Origin of the sequence: Citrobacter pasteurii (assembly GCF_019047765.1) — a bacterium.
Taxonomy (GTDB): domain Bacteria; phylum Pseudomonadota; class Gammaproteobacteria; order Enterobacterales; family Enterobacteriaceae; genus Citrobacter; species Citrobacter pasteurii.
This window is the reverse complement of the sequence record NZ_CP077262.1, coordinates 4,736,040-4,756,586: the sequence shown is the minus strand read 5'-3', so window position 1 is coordinate 4,756,586 and position 20,547 is coordinate 4,736,040. Positions and strand designations below refer to the sequence as shown.

The window sequence follows — 20,547 nt, the reverse complement described above, 5'->3', positions numbered from 1 at the left end:
AACGTACTATTTGCGTATAAAAAAAGCGCGGGGTGGTCCCGCGCAAAAGGTATGACAATGTTATTGTTTTGCAGCAATACTCAGGAATTACTCAACCATCACACGTCAACCTTATAAAAAATAGACTATCTAAAAAGCGACATTAGGCTTTCACGCACATGACGTGATACACACCGTCAATAATTTCCGTTCCTTCGGTTTCATGTTCAAAGCCAGGGAAATGATGATCCCAGGATTGCAACGAACGTAGATAACTAATCTGCGGGCTGTTGGCATCGCCAAAGTTTTCCCCGGACAGCAGCATTGGAATTCCCGGTGGGTAAGGAATGACGGAGTTGGCTGCGATACGGCCCGGCAGATTTTCAATAGCCACCATCTCAACGTTATCGCTGACTATTGCGTTATAAGCTTCACGCGGGGTCATTTCAGCAACAGGCAGGCCGGAGTAGGCTGCATTGAGTCGGTTACCTGGGTTATTTTCTTTCAGCCAGGCGAACATGGTGTCGCCCAGATCGTGAATACCCATGTTTGCGTAAGAGTCAGGATATTCCTCTACCAGTTCAGGCATCACCTGTGAGAGCGGGGTATTGGCATCGTAGTGGTGTTTGAAAGAGCACAGTGTGTTTATCAGCGTGCCCCATTTACCACGGGTGATCCCCATTGAGAACAAGAACATAATCTGGAAATCGGTGGTACGGGTCGGTACGATGCCGTGGCGGCCAAGCCAGGCGGTAACCAGCGCAGCCGGAACACCGGTCTGTTCCAGTTCACCATCATCACCCATACCAGGCGCCAGAATACTGACTTTAATAGGGTCCAGCATGCTCCAGTTATCTGGCAGGTCTTTAAAGCCATGCCAGGATTCACCGGGACGCATTACCCAGCAGTTCTGGTCGGTCGTCAGGAGTTGGGTTGGCGCATTGGCAAAGTCATAGGTTTTTCCGGTCTGCGGATCGGTAACCACCTCTTTGTTCCACGGTTTGAAGAACCAGTCGCCCTCAGCCGTGAATTCTTTGTACAGCCGTGCCATCGCCTGACGGAAATCGACGGCTTCATCGATCACCTCCTGGGTGAGCGACAGGCCACTGTTACCGTCCATCATGGAAACTGCCACGTCGTTTGATGCACAGATGGCATACAGCGGAGACGTGGTGGCGTGCATCATGTACGCCTGGTTAAAGCGGGAGAAATTCACCGCGCCACGGCCTTCTCGGACGTGAATGTAAGATGCCTGAGAGAGCGCATTCAGCAACTTATGGGTCGAGTGGGTGGCAAAAACGGTTGGGCCGCTATGGTCGCCAGGTGCACCACGCATAGCGTAGTGATCGGCATAAATCGGGTTGAAACGCGCATAGCCGTACCAGGCTTCATCGAAATGAATGCGATCGCTGGTCTGGGCTAGCAGGTCTTGCGCCTCTTTTGCGTTGTAGCAGACGCCGTCATAGGTACAGTTGGTTACAACGCTATATGACGGTTTCTGTCCGGTTTTGTCTTTTGTCAGCGGGCTTTCGCTGATTTTTCTCTGCAATGTTTCGGGCTGCATTTCCTGCGGGTAGATAGGCCCGATAATACCGTAGCGGTTGCGGCTTGGTACCATGTACACCGGTTTTGCCCCGGTAAGAATGAGCCCTTGTTCAATGGATTTATGGCAGTTACGATCCAGCACTACCACATCGTTGTCAGTCATGCATGCCTGCATGATGGTGCGGTTAGAGCCAGAAGTACCGACCACCACGGACCATGAACGGTCAGCGCCGAAGACACGTGCGGCATATTTTTCGCTTTCACCAAACGCGCCAGTATGGTCAAGCAGTGAACCCAGTGACGCGCGTTCAATACCCATGTCGCTACGGAATAGGTTTTCATCGTAGTAGTCATGGTAGAAACGACCGGCCGGTGTTTTAGTAAATCCCACGCCGCCCTGGTGACCAGGGGCGGCCCAGGAATATTCGTGAATGTCACTGTATTTCATCAGCGCGCTGAACAGCGGTGGTAACAGCTGTTGGCGGTAACGGGTCATCGCAGCAACGGCGCGCCCGGCGATAAAGTCAGCGGTATCTTCAAGAATCCAGGCGAATTCATCGACAAGCTCCAGCAGATCGCGATCCAGCGATGCGGTGGCTTTTTCCCGATCGCCCAGCAGGAAAACGGGGACGTTTTGCTGGCGTTCGTGGAGCTTGCCGATCAATTGCCTGACATTCAGGTGTTCATCTTGTTGTTCCATTTGATAGCTGAACATCAGGCAATCAATGGCTTCATTTGCCGCGAGGATGGCATAACCATCGTCGAATGAAGTGGACTTAATGACGGTAACATTTTGGCGACTTAAGGCATCAGCCAGACGCTCGACAGCGCTACCAACCCAGGTGTCCTGATGCAGAAACTCACTTTCAACAATTAATACTTTCATCATCTTTTACCCGGTAGTGGAGAGGTTGCAATTTATGGATTGCAGACACACCGTATGAATGTGACGCAGGCAAGTATTATCCTGACGAATTGGGCTGTAAAGTGGCTGAGAAATGAGCGTGTTTTGTTTTTATTCCTTTATAAACAAATAATTAATATTCATCGACGGCAGTTTTTCAGCACTGTTTATCGACAGGGGAATTATTTTTTTGGCTGATACTGATATTGCCGAATGGGAAGTGCTGTCAGTGGGCATATGTTTGCGCCATCCGGCGCTTATCCGGTCATCGATTGTCGATGTTGCTGGCTCAGTTTTCGCCCGAACGAAAAGGCGAACTGAGTTTTTGGGAGTACTCGGTGCAGAAGCCGGACGTTTTTCTTGCGTCCTCATGACACCATTGCGTCATCACCCCACGTTCTGGAGAGTCATGATGTCTGCACCCAAAATTACTTTTATCGGCGCGGGATCTGGATATTGATCCTGCTTCGTTGCGTTATTGTTGCGCCGGGATCAACCATATGGCGTTTTATCTGCAACTGGAGCGTAAAACGGCTGATGGGACCTATGTCGATCTCTATCCGGAACTGCTGGCAGCTTATGCAACGGGCCAGGTCCCGAAACCGAATATCCACGGCAATACTCGCTGCCAGAACATTGTGCGTTATGAAATGTTCAAAAAATTGGGTATTTCGTCACCGAGTCGTCGGAACACTTTGCTGAATACACGCCGTGGTTTATCAAACCGGGTCGTGAAGATCTCATTGACGCGCACGGCGAGTGGCTGCCGGCCTGGTTGCATCAGTAAGGTTCCTCTTGCGTCTGCCGGATGAACGTTATCGACATCCGGCAGTATGTATATTTAGTTGGCGCTTACCATCCCGTAGCGACGCAGCTGTGCACAGTGAACTCGCGCCAGTACAAGCACTGTCGTTAGCGCGCCGAGCAGGGCGCAGAACATATCCGATTGAGTATCCCATGGATCGCCCTGCGTACCCAGGAAGTCATCCGCGCCTTGCCCCATCGCCAGTGCCGCCCACCATTCAATGAGCTCATAGGTGGCGCTGATTGCCAGTGCTACGCAGCAGACTAAAAACGCTAACATCTTGCGGCCGCGGACAATATTGCCGCGGACTAAAATCTCTCTTGCCGTCAGCGCTGGCACCAGTCCCTGGAAAAAATGACCCAGTTTGTCATAGGGGTTGCGACTGAGATCCAACCACGCCTGCACTTCAAAACCAATGGGGACTTTGGCATAGGTATACATGCCGCCAACCATCAAAATGATGGCATGAAAGAAGATAAGCGTGTAGAGCATGGGAGTCAGCGGGTAGCGCTTCATGGTGGCGAGCAGCAATGGCACAACAATAATGACCGGCGTCACTTCCATCAGCCAGGTCAATTTTTCGGTGGCACAGAAGCCAGTGTAGATAAGGAGCAGCGCCAGCACTATAGCGCCAGTGTTCAGTATTACAGGATTCAGTGTGCGGAGCATGGCGAATTCACAAGTAATGGAAAATATTACTATTCACTGTGAACGGCAAAAATTCAACGCCAGTTAATGGGGGGATAAAGTTGGCCCGGGGGGATCACTGGGCTGGCCCCAAAAATTTGGTGTCAGTCCAGTGCCGGGCCGAATAGGTTACTTCGCGCAGTTAGCGCATTGTTTGCTCACGATTTGCTGGAAGAAATCGTTGCCTTTGTCATCGACCAGGATGAAAGCCGGGAAATCTTCAACTTCGATTTTCCAGATAGCTTCCATTCCCAGCTCTGGGTATTCCACGCATTCCAGATGCTTAATGCTCTGTTGCGCCAGTACAGCTGCCGGACCACCGATGCTACCTAAGTAGAAGCCGCCGTGTTTATGGCAGGCGTCGGTCACTTGTTGGCTGCGGTTACCTTTCGCCAGCATGATCATGCTGCCGCCATGGGACTGCAGCAGGTCAACATAGGAGTCCATACGACCCGCAGTGGTTGGACCCAAAGAACCGGACGGGTAACCTGCCGGCGTTTTCGCCGGGCCTGCGTAGTAGATCGGGTGATCTTTCACGTACTGCGGCAGACCTTCGCCGGACTCGATACGTTCTTTCAGCTTCGCGTGGGCGATGTCGCGACCGACAATGATAGTGCCGCTCAGCGACAGACGGGTGGATACCGGGTACTGAGAAAGCTGGGCAAGGATCTCTTTCATCGGACGGTTAAGGTCAACTTTAACCACTTCGCCTTCGCCGGCCTGGCGCAGAGATTCCGGGATGTACTGGCCTGGGTTATGTTCCAGTTTTTCAATCCAGATACCTTCGCGGTTAATCTTGGCCTTAATATTACGGTCTGCGGAGCAGGAAACGCCCATGCCTACCGGGCAGGATGCGCCGTGGCGAGGCAGTCGAATCACGCGGATGTCGTGAGCGAAATATTTCCCGCCAAACTGGGCGCCAAGGCCGAGTTTCTGGGCTTCTTCCAACAGTTCCTGTTCCAGTTGCAGATCGCGGAATGCCTGACCGTGAGCGTTACCTTCAGTCGGCAGCGCATCATAGTAGTGTGTGCTGGCCAGTTTCACCGTTTTGAGGGTGCTTTCTGCTGACGTACCACCAATCACAAATGCGATATGGTACGGCGGGCAAGCTGCAGTCCCCAGCGTACGCATTTTCTCAACCAGGAAGTTTTTCAGTTTGCCGGGAGTCAGTAGTGCTTTCGTTTCCTGATACAGATAGGTTTTGTTGGCAGAACCGCCGCCTTTTGCCACGCACAGGAATTTATATTCGTCGCCGTCCACGCTGTACAGGTCGATTTGCGCAGGCAGGTTAGTGCCGGTATTCACTTCTTTGTACATATCCAGCGCCGCGTTTTGCGAGTAGCGCAGGTTATCTTCAATATAGGTATTAAATACGCCTCTGGAGAGCGCCGCTTCGTCACCGCCGCCGGTCCAGACACGTTGACCTTTTTTACCCATGATAATGGCCGTGCCGGTATCCTGACAGGTTGGCAATACGCCTTTGGCGGCAATCTCGGAGTTTCTCAGGAATTGCAGCGCAACGTACTTATCGTTTTCGCTGGCTTCAGGATCATGGAGTATGGAGGCGACTTGCTGTTGGTGTTCAGGGCGGAGCATGAAGGAGGCATCGTGGAAGGCTTGCTGGGCCAGTAGCGTAAGTGCTTCAGGCGCTACTTTCAGGATTGACTCGCCTTCAAACTCGCCGACGCTGACGTGATCGGATGTCAGCAGGTAGTACTCAGTTTTGTCTTCCCCCAGTGGGAAAGCCGCCTGGTAAGTGAATTCAACATTTGACATTTGCTTCCAGCCTTTTCATTTTTCTCAGGAATTTTAAAATTCTCTGTGTCTTAACGGTGGCGTGCCGCACCATAGCGGACGGCACGCGAAGTGTGCTTACAGGAAACCGTACATTGCGGCGAAGACCCAACCAAAGACACAGGATACGCTTACGCCGATCAAACCAGGCAGAATGAAGCTGTGGTTGATAACGAAACGGCCAATGTGGGTGGTACCTGAACGGTCAAACTGAATAGCAGCCAGATCGCTCGGGTAGGTCGGCAGAATGTAGTAACCGTAACATGCCGGAGCAGAAGCAACGATGTACGCTGGATCAACCCCGATAGCCAGTGCGACCGGGACGATAGCGGCCAGCGCTGCAGCCTGAGAGTTTACAAACTTGGAGACCAACAGCAGGATAACCGCATAGGCCCACGGATATTCTTTCACCATCTCGCCCAGTACGCCCTGAATTTCAGACATATGCGCACCGAACATGGTTTCCGCCATCCAGGCAATACCGTACACCGCAACAATCGCGATCATACCTGAACGGAAGACTTCATTTTTTGAGATAGATGCGGGATTCGTTTTGGTTAAGATGATAATCAATGCGCCAGTCAGCAGCATGAACATCTGGATAACCAGTACCATTGACAGCGGTTTGCCACCAAAAGAAGGGCGCAGTTCAGATACCGCACCGAGCACGGCAACAACGGCGATGGCAGCGAGGAAGATCCACATTGCCAGCCAGTTACTTTTCGGCAGTTTTTTGTCTAACAGTGTTGCCGTGTCGCCATACACATAGTGATGGTTTTCAGGTACGGAAATAAACTTCTGAAACTCTTCGTCTTTATCCAGATCTTTACCACGGAACCAGCTGAAAATACCGATAGCCAGGATACCCAGCAGGGTAGATGGAATGGTGATGCCGAGCAGGTCAAGGAATTCGAGGTGCTTGCCTTCAAATGTCACGTTACCCAGCATCGCAACCAGAGAGACAACGGCGACGGAAACCGGACTGGCGATAATCCCCATCTGTGCACCGATAGAACTCGCCGCCATTGGGCGTTCCGGGCGAATATTGTTCTTAATGGCGACGTCATAAATGATCGGCAGAATGGTGTACACCACGTGGCCGGTACCGCACAGGATAGTCAGGGTACAGGTAACAAATGGTGCTACGATAGAAACGTATTTTGGGTTACGACGCAGCAGCTTTTCAGCAATTTGCAGCATAACGTCAAGACCGCCGGAGGCTTGCAAGGTTGCAGAAGCGGCCACCACGGCAATAATAACCAGCATTACATCAACAGGGGGTTTACCCGGCTGGAGATGGAACACGAAAACCAGAATAACCAGGCCGATACCGCCTAACAAACCCAGCGCGATACCGCCCTTTCTGGCACCATAAAACAAACATATTAATATTATGAGAAGTTGTATACTAAATAACATTTTATTTACCCTCGCGAAAAACCCAGTCAATTTTTTGAAAAATGGATCTGTAGCACATTCTTTTTTGCCGGAATAAGCATCAAAAAATGGTCAGTATTCGATATGTCCGTATTTGCGATTAATGTTTAAATGTCTGGCTAGAATGTATTTATAACTTTTTGGAAATATTTAGCTTTTTTCTATGGCATTGATCAGAGGAGAGAATCCTCAGGCGATGGGAAGTTGGGCTGGTTATGAAGCGCTGCGGCTGACGCTGTAGTTTGGCTGGCTTACACCGGTTTTCCGGGGGCTGACCGTCGGTTCTACATTGTCCGCTATTACGTGAAACACCGATATACCAGGTGAGTGTGTTCTTTATGTGATCGCGGTCACGCCATGTCATGTGGTAATGAATCTGGCGTACGGATACGTTTATTTGCTCACAAAAATGTACGGTGTCCATAGTACGTAGCATGGTCTCCATTGCTACCAGTCTAGATTTTTATGTCTGATGAAATTCAGACTAATCCTTTAGGAGTAAAAATACACACTCTGTGGGTTAGTTAATACTTAATTAACTTTTGTTAGCGATTTTGAAATTAAAAACAGTGTGATGTTTATCAATAACAAAATAATAAATTTAACATGTTTGATACAAATATATTTGATCTAACGCAAATTCACTATTTATCTGTTTTAGCGGGATAAAAAGGGATTTTTCATTATTTTAATAATTGTTACTTTTATATAACGAATAATCCCCGGGGGAGCGTTTTATTGGCAGTATTGTTTAAGTAATGAGTAATGCTCAGCCTGAACGCGGTAGCGGTAAACCGGCCGGCCAGTAACACCATAATGGATACTGGTAAATAAGATATGACAATTGACGAGCCAGATAAGGTATTTACGGCATGAGACCCGGGAGATATTGACCTCGTTCGCCAGTTCATCCGTGGAGAACTCCTGGTCCTGGTGCTCATCAATCCACTGGCACAGCGTACGTAACGTTTGTGGTGTCAGCCCCTTGGGTAAGCGCCGCGTTTCCTGCTCGCTGGAAGAGCTACCATGAATCAGTTGGTCAAGCTCTGACTGTTCATAGTACTGGTGCTTCTCCATATCCGTTTTCTTCTGCAGCCAGTTGGTTAAGGCCTCTTCGAAGCGTGAGGCCTGAAACGGTTTGATCAGATAATCAACGACACCGTAGTGGAGTGAGTCTTTAATTGTTGTCGCATCGGCGGCGGAGGAGATGACGATGACATCACATTTACAGCCTTCGCTGTGCAGAATGGGTAACAGGTCCAGACCGTTTTCTTTCTGCATATAAATATCCAGTAGAATCAGGTCAATATGATGTTCGCCATGAAAGATGATCTCTTTGGCTTTTTCGAGAGTAGAGGCCGTTCCGCAGCAATGAAAACCAGACAGCTGCGCGACATAACGGCGGTTTAACTCCGCAACCATTGCATCGTCATCGACAATTAAGACATTGATCATCTGCTGGCCCTCTCACCATTCCACGGTAACTGTACAAAAAATTGGGTGAAGACCCCAGGTTCGGATTCGACGGAAATATTGCCGCCAACGTTTTCAACCTGCTGTTTCACAAGTGCTAAACCGACGCCTCGTTCGGTTCCTTTTGACGAGACGCCCTTCTCAAAGATGTGGTCAATGCGTTCGGGGGCGATCCCCGGACCATCGTCATTCACTTCGCAATGCAACCAGCCGTGTCGATAATGCAAGGATACGCTGATCTCGCCCCCAGATTCTTGACCTAGCGCCTCCAGGGCGTTTTCAATTAAATTGCCCAGCACGGTGATCAACACCGCCACCTGATCTTCATTACTGTTTTCCGGCAACTGGCTTTCATTACTAATGATCAGACTATGACCTAAATCAGATGTGCGATTAATCTTACTGAGTAAAAAGCCCGCGATCACCGGTGATTTTATTTTGCCTAACAGTGAGCCAATCTCTTCCTGATAATTGTTGGCCGTCTTAATGATATAATTTTCCAACTGCTTATAACTTTTCAGGTGCAATAATCCCAGAATCACGTGTAACTTGTTCATGAATTCGTGGGATCGTTCACGAAGTGCATCGGCATAGTTGACCATACCGTCCAGACGCTGCATCAGTTTTCGGACTTCAGTCTTGTCTCTGAAGGTTGAAATAGCCCCGATGATTTTGCCATTGCTGAGTACTGGAACGGTGTTGATTAAAAGCAGCCGGTCCTTCACCATGATCTCCTCATCACGGCGTGGCGTTCCATCACGTAGCACCTGCGAAAGATCAACTACCTGAGACCATGCATGGCTGAGTGTGGATAGCTGGGCATCATCCTGTGACTTACGGTAATCCAATAGCTCTTGGGCGGCCTGGTTTATTAGCGTGACCTCACCACTATCATCAACGGCAATGACCCCCTCCTTTATAGAGTGCAGCATTGCCTGGCGCTGTTCGAACAGATTGGAAATTTCATAAGGCTCCAGACCAAACAGAATGCGTTTGAGAACCTTCACCAATACCCAGGTACCTAATAACCCAACCAGAACGCCAAATAAGATGGACCAAAAGATACTGCCGCGGCTGTTATTGATCTGCTCGGTGACCCTGCTTAACTCGAGACCAATCGACACAACCCCAATCTGCTGGTGATGTTCGTTATAAATGGGGGTGAAAACGCGTAGCGCTTTAGCCAGAAAGCCGCGATTAATGGCAACGTTCTCTTTGCCCTGTAACGCCAACAGGATGTCGTCGCCTTTAAACGGTTGGCCGATACGTTGTGCTTCAGGGTGCGAATAACGAATGCTTTTCATATCCGTGACAACGATGAATAAAAAATCGTTGCGCTTATTTACCGCTTGAGCAATTGCCTGGATACCACTGTCCTCAGGCTTTTTCTTGAGCCCCTCGCGGATTTCAGGAGAGTTTGCCAACGTTCGCGCGACCGCAAGCGCTTTGTCTGCTAATGCATCACGTGTCGTGTTGCTGATTTGCGAGAAGTAAATCAAATGAACGACGAGCAGCACAGAGAAGAGGACCGCGCTGACCATGAGGATCACGGTTGTGCCGAGTTTCATCGGGCGTTTGCGTATCGTAGTTCGTTGCAGAGGGTGTCTCATCGCAGTCCTGGAATCACTGTTTGTGCGGGTATTATTGCCCGATGAGGTACGTAATTCAAAGGTAGTAGGGATTATGGAGCTTAAGTTGTCAGCCCTTCTTCTTTATATAGCGTAGAGTGAATTTCTTTCTATATAGAGGTTTTCATACCGGTTCTCTCCTTTTTCAGGGACGCTGACAGATAATTTGCTTACGATTGTGGATAACTCTGTGCGTAAATGGGTATAAGGCGGTGTTTTGCTGTGGAATGCAGCAGTCAGTCATTTTTCTGTCATTTAAGGGTTGCGGGCTGAGGGAAACTCCCTATAATGCGCCTCCATCGACACGGCGGATGTGAATCACTTCACACAAACAGCCGGTCCGGTTGAAGAGAAAAACCTGAAATTCAGGGTTGACTCTGAAAGAGGAAAGCGTAATATACGCCACCTCGCGACAGAGCGCTAAAGCGCGTCGCAACTGCTCTTTAACAATTTATCAGACAATCTGTGTGGGCACTCGAAGATACGGATTCTTAACGTCGCAAGACGAAAAATGAATACCAAGTCTCTGAGTGAACATACGTAATTCATTACGAAGTTTAATTCACGAGCATCAAACTTAAATTGAAGAGTTTGATCATGGCTCAGATTGAACGCTGGCGGCAGGCCTAACACATGCAAGTCGAACGGTAGCACAGAGGAGCTTGCTCCTTGGGTGACGAGTGGCGGACGGGTGAGTAATGTCTGGGAAACTGCCCGATGGAGGGGGATAACTACTGGAAACGGTAGCTAATACCGCATAACGTCGCAAGACCAAAGAGGGGGACCTTCGGGCCTCTTGCCATCGGATGTGCCCAGATGGGATTAGCTAGTAGGTGGGGTAACGGCTCACCTAGGCGACGATCCCTAGCTGGTCTGAGAGGATGACCAGCCACACTGGAACTGAGACACGGTCCAGACTCCTACGGGAGGCAGCAGTGGGGAATATTGCACAATGGGCGCAAGCCTGATGCAGCCATGCCGCGTGTATGAAGAAGGCCTTCGGGTTGTAAAGTACTTTCAGCGAGGAGGAAGGCGTTGTGGTTAATAACCGCAGCGATTGACGTTACTCGCAGAAGAAGCACCGGCTAACTCCGTGCCAGCAGCCGCGGTAATACGGAGGGTGCAAGCGTTAATCGGAATTACTGGGCGTAAAGCGCACGCAGGCGGTCTGTCAAGTCGGATGTGAAATCCCCGGGCTCAACCTGGGAACTGCATCCGAAACTGGCAGGCTAGAGTCTTGTAGAGGGGGGTAGAATTCCAGGTGTAGCGGTGAAATGCGTAGAGATCTGGAGGAATACCGGTGGCGAAGGCGGCCCCCTGGACAAAGACTGACGCTCAGGTGCGAAAGCGTGGGGAGCAAACAGGATTAGATACCCTGGTAGTCCACGCCGTAAACGATGTCGACTTGGAGGTTGTGCCCTTGAGGCGTGGCTTCCGGAGCTAACGCGTTAAGTCGACCGCCTGGGGAGTACGGCCGCAAGGTTAAAACTCAAATGAATTGACGGGGGCCCGCACAAGCGGTGGAGCATGTGGTTTAATTCGATGCAACGCGAAGAACCTTACCTACTCTTGACATCCAGAGAACTTAGCAGAGATGCTTTGGTGCCTTCGGGAACTCTGAGACAGGTGCTGCATGGCTGTCGTCAGCTCGTGTTGTGAAATGTTGGGTTAAGTCCCGCAACGAGCGCAACCCTTATCCTTTGTTGCCAGCGGTTCGGTCGGGAACTCAAAGGAGACTGCCAGTGATAAACTGGAGGAAGGTGGGGATGACGTCAAGTCATCATGGCCCTTACGAGTAGGGCTACACACGTGCTACAATGGCATATACAAAGAGAAGCGACCTCGCGAGAGCAAGCGGACCTCATAAAGTATGTCGTAGTCCGGATTGGAGTCTGCAACTCGACTCCATGAAGTCGGAATCGCTAGTAATCGTGGATCAGAATGCCACGGTGAATACGTTCCCGGGCCTTGTACACACCGCCCGTCACACCATGGGAGTGGGTTGCAAAAGAAGTAGGTAGCTTAACCTTCGGGAGGGCGCTTACCACTTTGTGATTCATGACTGGGGTGAAGTCGTAACAAGGTAACCGTAGGGGAACCTGCGGTTGGATCACCTCCTTACCTTAAAGAAACGTTCTTTGTAGTGCTCACACAGATTGTCTGATGAAAAGTAAATAGCAAGGCGTCTTGCGATTGAGACTGACACGTCCCCTTCGTCTAGAGGCCCAGGACACCGCCCTTTCACGGCGGTAACAGGGGTTCGAATCCCCTAGGGGACGCCACTTGCTGGTATGTGTGAGTGAAAGTCGCCGACCCCAATATCTCAAAACTTACCTTCGGGTGACGTTTGAGATATTTGCTCTTTAAAAATCTGGATCAAGCTGAAAATTGAAACGACACACTGTTTCATTTCTCCGTAATAAGAAATGAAAAGCGGTGTGTTCGAGTCTCTCAAATTTTCGCAACACGGTGGTGTTTTACGAAACATCTTCGGGTTGTGAGGTTAAGCGACTAAGCGTACACGGTGGATGCCCTGGCAGTCAGAGGCGATGAAGGACGTGCTAATCTGCGATAAGCGTCGGTAAGGTGATATGAACCGTTATAACCGGCGATTTCCGAATGGGGAAACCCAGTGTGATTCGTCACACTATCATTACGTGAATACATAGCGTAATGAAGCGAACCGGGGGAACTGAAACATCTAAGTACCCCGAGGAAAAGAAATCAACCGAGATTCCCCCAGTAGCGGCGAGCGAACGGGGAGCAGCCCAGAGTCTGAATCAGCTTGTGTGTTAGTGGAACGGTCTGGAAAGTCCGACGGTACAGGGTGATAGTCCCGTACACCAAAATGCACAGGCTGTGAACTCGAAGAGTAGGGCGGGACACGTGGTATCCTGTCTGAATATGGGGGGACCATCCTCCAAGGCTAAATACTCCTGACTGACCGATAGTGAACCAGTACCGTGAGGGAAAGGCGAAAAGAACCCCGGCGAGGGGAGTGAAAAAGAACCTGAAACCGTGTACGTACAAGCAGTGGGAGCCTCTTAATGGGGTGACTGCGTACCTTTTGTATAATGGGTCAGCGACTTATATTCTGTAGCAAGGTTAACCGTATAGGGGAGCCGAAGGGAAACCGAGTCTTAACTGGGCGTTAAGTTGCAGGGTATAGACCCGAAACCCGGTGATCTAGCCATGGGCAGGTTGAAGGTTGGGTAACACTAACTGGAGGACCGAACCGACTAATGTTGAAAAATTAGCGGATGACTTGTGGCTGGGGGTGAAAGGCCAATCAAACCGGGAGATAGCTGGTTCTCCCCGAAAGCTATTTAGGTAGCGCCTCGTGAACTCATCTTCGGGGGTAGAGCACTGTTTCGGCTAGGGGGTCATCCCGACTTACCAACCCGATGCAAACTGCGAATACCGAAGAATGTTATCACGGGAGACACACGGCGGGTGCTAACGTCCGTCGTGAAGAGGGAAACAACCCAGACCGCCAGCTAAGGTCCCAAAGTCACAGTTAAGTGGGAAACGATGTGGGAAGGCACAGACAGCCAGGATGTTGGCTTAGAAGCAGCCATCATTTAAAGAAAGCGTAATAGCTCACTGGTCGAGTCGGCCTGCGCGGAAGATGTAACGGGGCTAAACTGTGCACCGAAGCTGCGGCAGCGACACTATGTGTTGTTGGGTAGGGGAGCGTTCTGTAAGCCGTTGAAGGTGTGTCGTGAGGCATGCTGGAGGTATCAGAAGTGCGAATGCTGACATAAGTAACGATAATGCGGGTGAAAAACCCGCACGCCGGAAGACCAAGGGTTCCTGTCCAACGTTAATCGGGGCAGGGTGAGTCGACCCCTAAGGCGAGGCCGAAAGGCGTAGTCGATGGGAAACAGGTTAATATTCCTGTACTTGGTGTTACTGCGAAGGGGGGACGGAGAAGGCTATGTTAGCCGGGCGACGGTTGTCCCGGTTTAAGCATGTAGGCGGAGGTTCCAGGTAAATCCGGTACCTTATTAACGCTGAGGTGTGATGACGAGGCACTACGGTGCTGAAGTAACAAATGCCCTGCTTCCAGGAAAAGCCTCTAAGCATCAGGTAACACGAAATCGTACCCCAAACCGACACAGGTGGTCAGGTAGAGAATACCAAGGCGCTTGAGAGAACTCGGGTGAAGGAACTAGGCAAAATGGTGCCGTAACTTCGGGAGAAGGCACGCTGATATGTAGGTGAAGTGATTTACTCATGGAGCTGAAATCAGTCGAAGATACCAGCTGGCTGCAACTGTTTATTAAAAACACAGCACTGTGCAAACACGAAAGTGGACGTATACGGTGTGACGCCTGCCCGGTGCCGGAAGGTTAATTGATGGGGTTATCCGTAAGGAGAAGCTCTTGATCGAAGCCCCGGTAAACGGCGGCCGTAACTATAACGGTCCTAAGGTAGCGAAATTCCTTGTCGGGTAAGTTCCGACCTGCACGAATGGCGTAATGATGGCCAGGCTGTCTCCACCCGAGACTCAGTGAAATTGAACTCGCTGTGAAGATGCAGTGTACCCGCGGCAAGACGGAAAGACCCCGTGAACCTTTACTATAGCTTGACACTGAACACTGGTCCTTGATGTGTAGGATAGGTGGGAGGCTTTGAAGTGTGGACGCCAGTCTGCATGGAGCCAACCTTGAAATACCACCCTTTAATGGCTGGTGTTCTAACGTGGGCCCGTAATCCGGGTTGCGGACAGTGTCTGGTGGGTAGTTTGACTGGGGCGGTCTCCTCCTAAAGAGTAACGGAGGAGCACGAAGGTTAGCTAATCCTGGTCGGACATCAGGAGGTTAGTGCAAAGGCATAAGCTAGCTTGACTGCGAGAGTGACGGCTCGAGCAGGTGCGAAAGCAGGTCTTAGTGATCCGGTGGTTCTGAATGGAAGGGCCATCGCTCAACGGATAAAAGGTACTCCGGGGATAACAGGCTGATACCGCCCAAGAGTTCATATCGACGGCGGTGTTTGGCACCTCGATGTCGGCTCATCACATCCTGGGGCTGAAGTAGGTCCCAAGGGTATGGCTGTTCGCCATTTAAAGTGGTACGCGAGCTGGGTTTAGAACGTCGTGAGACAGTTCGGTCCCTATCTGCCGTGGGCGCTGGAGAATTGAGGGGGGCTGCTCCTAGTACGAGAGGACCGGAGTGGACGCATCACTGGTGTTCGGGTTGTCATGCCAATGGCATTGCCCGGTAGCTAAATGCGGAAGAGATAAGTGCTGAAAGCATCTAAGCACGAAACTTGCCCCGAGATGAGTTCTCCCTGAGACTATAAGTCTCCTGAAGGAACGTTGAAGACGACGACGTTGATAGGTCGGGTGTGTAAGCGTAGCGATACGTTGAGCTAACCGATACTAATGAACCGTGAGGCTTAACCTTACAACGCCGAAGATGTTTTGGCGGAATTGAGACGATTTTCAGCCTGATTACAGATGACATCGACATGCCAGGGCGTGTTGATAAACAGAATTTGCCTGGCGGCTGTAGCGCGGTGGTCCCACCTGACCCCATGCCGAACTCAGAAGTGAAACGCCGTAGCGCCGATGGTAGTGTGGGGTCTCCCCATGCGAGAGTAGGGAACTGCCAGGCATTAATTAAAGTGAAGAAGCCCATCCTGACGGATGGGCTTTTTTGCGTCTGTGCGGGGTAAAAACCGCCGGATGCAGCGTCCCGCCTTATCCGGCCTGCGCCGGGCTGAACGTATTTTGTAGGCCTGATAAGCGCAGCGCATCAGGCTCATCACAACACCACAGTTACCATCTTATCCATTGCGTAACAAAATCAGCAAGTTGCTGTATATCGTTGATATCTAACAATGGCACATCCACCGCCAGCGGAACATCACTGGCAACTGCGATAACATATTCGTCTATCAGAAGCTATAAAAGCAAAAACCCAGCTATAGGCTGGGTTCTGTAAATTTTTGTGCCGGACTCGGAATCATATCCACAATTAACACGCTGTTTGTTATTAGTTTTGTCGGTATTTCTCGTAAACAGCGCCCCACGAAGGGGAAAGTGACTCAGGTAACACGAGAGTAGTTGTGATTTTCAATAATCATCAGCCACATCAATCAGAGCTGGGAACGCTCTCATCAACAGCCGTCAAAAAAACAATGAAAAATACCAATAAAAAAAATATATATGAAAATAAATAATTCAAAATGCACATGCAATAAATATTGTTTATATTAATTTAGTTGTAAAATATATAATCTGTTGGTTTTTATAATTAAAATATATTTATATTTTCTTAAAAATTACCATCGCACTTTTTATTGATAGCAAACAAAACCAACTTGATGCAAAGTCTTATGGATTAATATTATCGTATTAATCAATATATTAATATCAAATAGGGATTGTTTATGTTATCCAAAAAACGAGTATTAGCTATATGTATGGCTACGAGCCTTACCGCGCTGATCTGCAGTAATGCACAGGCTGTCGATAGTGGCACCATCACCTTTAATGGACTTATCCTTGCTGACAGTTGTGCCATTGATGTCAACGATTCAGGTAGCAGTACCGCAACCGTTAAAATGCCAGGAACTTACATCACAGATTATACCGGGCCGGACACCGTCGGTGCGGAACAGTCTTTTACGATCAAAGTGTCTGGTTGCGATATTCTGGCAAACCAGATTGCGTTGAATTTTGCTGGCACCACTGATGTCCGAGGCGCGGCAAACGAAGTACTGCAAACAACCGGTACCGCAACCAACGTAGGTATCCGTCTTGCTGACACTACCGGTGGTCGTTCTACTGCCGATGGTAAAATTGTGTTCAATACTGCCAACGCTTTCTGGCAGGACAACAACAATAAGCTGGCAACACCAACCGAAAACGTATTTAACTACACCGCACAAACGGTACAGGTCGGGGATGATGCGCCAACAACCGGGACCTACGCCGCAACCGCAACATTTAAAGTCGCTTATCAGTAACCCGTAAATAAATGGCGGTGCTATACCGCCATTTATTTTGCTTAAGAGAAAAATAATATGAAATATCTTTCTGCTGCTGTCTGCGCCATGGCATTTTTTTCTGTTGCTTCTTTCTGCCACGCAGGTGTTATTTTCGGCGGAACAAGGATTATATACCCGGCAGATAAAAATGAAGTTCAGTTGCCTATCAAGAATAAGGATGATGATACCCGCCATCTGGTTCAGTCCTGGGTATCGCAACCGGACGGTACGAAAGCGCCTTTTATCGTTACGCCGCCGCTTTTAAAGCTCAACGAAAAACAAGAAACGATTCTTCATATTGTTTATACCGGCCCTAAAGAGTTGACTAACGATCGGGAAAAGCTGTTTACGCTGAATATCAAAACCGTCGCTAACGTACCGGAACAATTGCAAGATAAAAGCCGTCTGCAAATTGCCATTCATTCACAGGTCAAATTATTTTTCCGTCCACAAACCTTTACCCAGCACGACGCGGATACGGCATGGGAGAAAGTCACCTTTAGCCGTGAGGGCAATATGCTCCGGGTCAAAAATCCGACACCGTTTTTTATCTCGTTTACTTCGCTAACCGTCGGCGGCAAAAAGACGATGCCGATTGATAAAACACTGACTCCGGCACAGGCGTTGATGGTTTCCCCGCTTTCGAACATGACGATGGTCATCCCGACGGGAGCCACTGGTTCCGTGAAATGGAGCGCTATCAACGATTATGGCGGCACTACAACAGAAAAAATGCAGCCGCTTTAAATGAATGGAACGTCAGGAGGTGTATATGTGCGTAACCAGAGATAGCAATTCATGTTATTTATCATTGATGCTGTCTACGCTAACGTTATCATTGATGGCTGTCATACCCGCCGCAGATGCCCGTGATGAATTCGATATCAACGCATTAGGATTTGGTACGCCGCTGGAAAACAGCGCCACATTGCAAAACTTTATCGATAATAACGCCTTGCTGCCCGGCAGTTGGCTAACGTCCGTTTACTTCGGTGAAGATCTTATCGATAAACGCGTCATTACCTATACCATTAGCGCCGACAAGAAACGTCTTGAACCACAGTTGAGCGTGGCGGATTTGCGTCGCTATGGCGTCAGAACCGATGCGGTCACTGGATTAAAATCGCTCCCGGATGATGCGATAGTCGGCAATATTGCCGACTATATTGATAAAGCCAGTTATTTTATTGACACCGGTTATCAAACGCTGAGCCTGCGCGTTCCCCAACTTTACCTCGACCAATCTGTCCGAAATGGCATCTCCCCGGAACTGTGGGATGATGGCGTTCCGGCAACCTGGCTGAGCTACGATTACCATGGCGGCACGCAGCACACCAGCTATTACGGCGATGATACCTCACATTTTATGAATCTGACCTCCGGGGCCAATTTCGGTCCCTGGCGGCTGTACAATAACAGCACCTGGAGCAATAGCAACGGTTGGGATTCTATTAACACCTGGCTGCAGCGTGCGATCAAATCATGGCAAAGCCAGCTTTACATGGGACAGACCTGGAGCGACGGCGAACTGTTCGATAGCGTCTCTTTTACCGGCGTGAAGCTGGAGACCGATACCGATATGCTGCCCTACAACCTGCAGGGTTTCGCTCCAACGATCTCTGGCATCGCCAACAGCGACGCCCGCGTCACAGTCAAGCAAAACGGCTATGTCATTTATCAAACCTGGGTTTCCGCCGGGCCTTTTGAATTAAAAGATATCAGCCAGGTAACGTCCGGTGGCGATCTGGAGATCACGGTCCGCGAAGCAGACGGCAGCGAGCGCAGCTGGATACAGTCCAGCAGTTCGGTACCGATGATGCTGCGTCAGGGGGCATACAGGTTCAGTTTTTCCGGCGGTCAATATCGCGATAATAATGGCGGCGATGCCGAAGAACCCGGTTTTGTGCAGGGTACCGTTATCTACGGCTTACCCTATGGTTTTACAATTTACGGTGGACAGCTCGCCTCAAATATCTATCTCGCCAGCTTGCTGGGGATGGGTATCGATCTGCATCAGTTCGGCTCCGTCTCCTTTGACGTAACTGGCGCACGTTCCGAAACTCACAAAAACGACAACAGTACGGAACAGGGGTTGTCATGGCGCGCACAGTACGCCAAAAGCTTTGAACCCACCAACACCACCGTCTCGTTGGCCAGCTACCGTTACTCGACCTCCAGCTTCTATACCTTCCAGGAAACGCTGGATCAGCGAGCAAACTACACCGAGGATGAGGATGATATATACAGCTACCGGCGGATGTATAACCGCCGCAGCCGTTGGCAGATTAATATCAACCAGTCATTAGTGCAGTGGGGGTCTCTCTATATCAACGCCTCACAGCAGGATTACTGGGATCTCGATGGTCATGAGCGCACCTTTTCGCTGGGCTACAGCAATTCGCTGGGGCAAGCCACCTATTCGCTCAACTACAGCCAGACATCAACACCCGGTAGCGATACCGATAAGCAGGTGGCATTTACGCTATCCGTACCGCTGGATGCCTGGATGCCAAACGCTTACGCCAGCTATAGCATCAATCAGAGCCGACACGGGCCAACTAACCACCAGGCGGGGATTAACGGCACGCTGCTGGAAGGCAATAACTTAAGCTATTCCGTGACGCAGAGCTACCAGGACGAGCCGTCTCTGTACAGCGGCAGCAGCTCGCTTAACTATCGCGGAGCCTGGGGAGAAGTCGGTGGCGGTTACAACTACAGCGACAACAACAGTCGCCAGTATAACTGGAGTGCCCGCGGCAGCGTCGTGGCGCACCCTCACGGAGTCACCCTCGGGCAACCGCTGTACGGGGCGTTGGCCATTGTGCATACCGAGGGTGCCAGCGGCATCCAGGTACTGAATGGGAGCGGCATCACTACCGACATGTTCGGCAACGCTATCGTACCGTCGCTGCGAAACTACCGCAATAATCGTATTTCACTAAACAGCGGAACGGCGGAAAACGTCGATATTACCCGCGCGGTGGTACAGGTCGTTCCCACCGATGGCGCCGTCCTCATGGCGACATTTGATACTAAAGTTGGTACACGCGTGCTGGCGACGCTACGGCATCGTGGCAAGCCAGTGCCGTTTGGTGCCATCGTGACCCAGACGAACGATACCGCATCGGAAGGCAGTATCATCGGCGATGCGGGTGAGGTGTATCTCTCAGGCATTAACGACAAGGCAACGCTGAAAGCACAGTGGGGAGCCGGGGACGATGCGTCCTGCATCGCACAGCTTTCCATACCCGAAGAGAGCAACACCATCGTGCAAACCGCCCTGGCCTGTGAATAAGCAA

The 20,547-nt window shown here is 50.2% G+C and carries 9 protein-coding genes, 1 tRNA gene, 3 rRNA genes and 2 pseudogenes; 8 read left to right on the top strand and 7 right to left on the bottom strand.

The genetic code is table 11. The annotated features are described in order from the left end of the window. Positions 1-142 precede the first annotated feature (142 nt). Positions 143-2,410, bottom strand: coding sequence for an arginine decarboxylase (gene adiA / locus I6L54_RS22930; RefSeq protein ID WP_137378514.1), 2,268 nt, complete (start codon positions 2,408-2,410; stop codon positions 143-145). A gap of 458 nt (positions 2,411-2,868) precedes the next feature. Here adiA and I6L54_RS22925 point away from each other — a divergent pair. Next, positions 2,869-3,182 (top strand): annotated as a pseudogene (locus tag I6L54_RS22925) (family 4 glycosyl hydrolase); the annotation flags it as partial. A gap of 87 nt (positions 3,183-3,269) precedes the next feature. Here I6L54_RS22925 and I6L54_RS22920 read toward each other — a convergent pair. The 5 genes from I6L54_RS22920 to I6L54_RS22900 all read right to left on the bottom strand — a co-directional run bounded on the left by I6L54_RS22920 (position 3,270) and on the right by I6L54_RS22900 (position 10,234). Beyond that, on the bottom strand, positions 3,270-3,902 hold the full coding sequence (locus I6L54_RS22920) for a DUF2238 domain-containing protein (RefSeq protein ID WP_040234013.1): 633 nt from the start codon (positions 3,900-3,902) through the stop codon (positions 3,270-3,272). A 147-nt stretch (positions 3,903-4,049) separates the two neighbouring features. Beyond that, complete coding sequence (gene fumA / locus I6L54_RS22915; RefSeq protein ID WP_005132487.1) at positions 4,050-5,696, bottom strand: class I fumarate hydratase FumA; 1,647 nt, start codon at positions 5,694-5,696, stop codon at positions 4,050-4,052. A 96-nt stretch (positions 5,697-5,792) separates the two neighbouring features. Further along, positions 5,793-7,133: an anaerobic C4-dicarboxylate transporter DcuB gene (gene dcuB / locus I6L54_RS22910; protein ID WP_040234012.1), complete on the bottom strand. Its 1,341-nt coding sequence runs from the start codon at positions 7,131-7,133 to the stop codon at positions 5,793-5,795. 753 nt (positions 7,134-7,886) lie between these two features. After that, positions 7,887-8,606 (bottom strand): two-component system response regulator DcuR, encoded by a 720-nt coding sequence (gene dcuR, locus I6L54_RS22905; RefSeq protein ID WP_005132485.1) that lies wholly within the window; start codon positions 8,604-8,606, stop codon positions 7,887-7,889. After that, positions 8,603-10,234, bottom strand: coding sequence for a sensor histidine kinase (locus tag I6L54_RS22900; RefSeq protein ID WP_040234011.1), 1,632 nt, complete (start codon positions 10,232-10,234; stop codon positions 8,603-8,605). Before I6L54_RS22900 ends, dcuR begins: the two co-directional genes overlap by 4 nt. A gap of 597 nt (positions 10,235-10,831) precedes the next feature. Here I6L54_RS22900 and I6L54_RS22895 point away from each other — a divergent pair. The 4 genes from I6L54_RS22895 (at position 10,832) to rrf (ending at position 15,870) form a co-directional block, all read left to right on the top strand. Next, positions 10,832-12,373: ribosomal RNA gene (locus I6L54_RS22895) — 16S ribosomal RNA — on the top strand. Between the two features lie 85 nt (positions 12,374-12,458). Beyond that, a tRNA-Glu gene (locus I6L54_RS22890) sits at positions 12,459-12,534 on the top strand. 219 nt (positions 12,535-12,753) lie between these two features. Then, positions 12,754-15,660, top strand: a 23S ribosomal RNA gene (locus I6L54_RS22885). 94 nt (positions 15,661-15,754) lie between these two features. Then, positions 15,755-15,870, top strand: a 5S ribosomal RNA gene (gene rrf, locus I6L54_RS22880). The 16S, 23S and 5S rRNA genes sit together here with 1 tRNA gene alongside, the layout of an rRNA operon. A gap of 164 nt (positions 15,871-16,034) precedes the next feature. On the opposite strand, the pseudogene I6L54_RS24430 reads toward rrf, so the two are convergent. Continuing rightward, positions 16,035-16,160 (bottom strand): annotated as a pseudogene (locus I6L54_RS24430) (molybdopterin-guanine dinucleotide biosynthesis protein B); the annotation flags it as partial. Between the two features lie 521 nt (positions 16,161-16,681). Here I6L54_RS24430 and I6L54_RS22875 point away from each other — a divergent pair. The 3 genes from I6L54_RS22875 to I6L54_RS22865 all read left to right on the top strand — a co-directional run bounded on the left by I6L54_RS22875 (position 16,682) and on the right by I6L54_RS22865 (position 20,543). Next, positions 16,682-17,227: a fimbrial protein gene (locus tag I6L54_RS22875; RefSeq protein ID WP_005123833.1), complete on the top strand. Its 546-nt coding sequence runs from the start codon at positions 16,682-16,684 to the stop codon at positions 17,225-17,227. 57 nt (positions 17,228-17,284) lie between these two features. Then, a complete protein-coding gene (locus I6L54_RS22870; RefSeq protein ID WP_040232926.1) occupies positions 17,285-17,995 on the top strand; it encodes a fimbrial biogenesis chaperone in 711 nt (236 codons plus the stop codon). A gap of 94 nt (positions 17,996-18,089) precedes the next feature. Beyond that, the gene (locus I6L54_RS22865; protein WP_245163449.1) at positions 18,090-20,543 is read left to right on the top strand and encodes a fimbria/pilus outer membrane usher protein; all 2,454 of its coding nucleotides are present in this window, start codon (positions 18,090-18,092) and stop codon (positions 20,541-20,543) included. Positions 20,544-20,547: the final 4 nt, after the last annotated feature.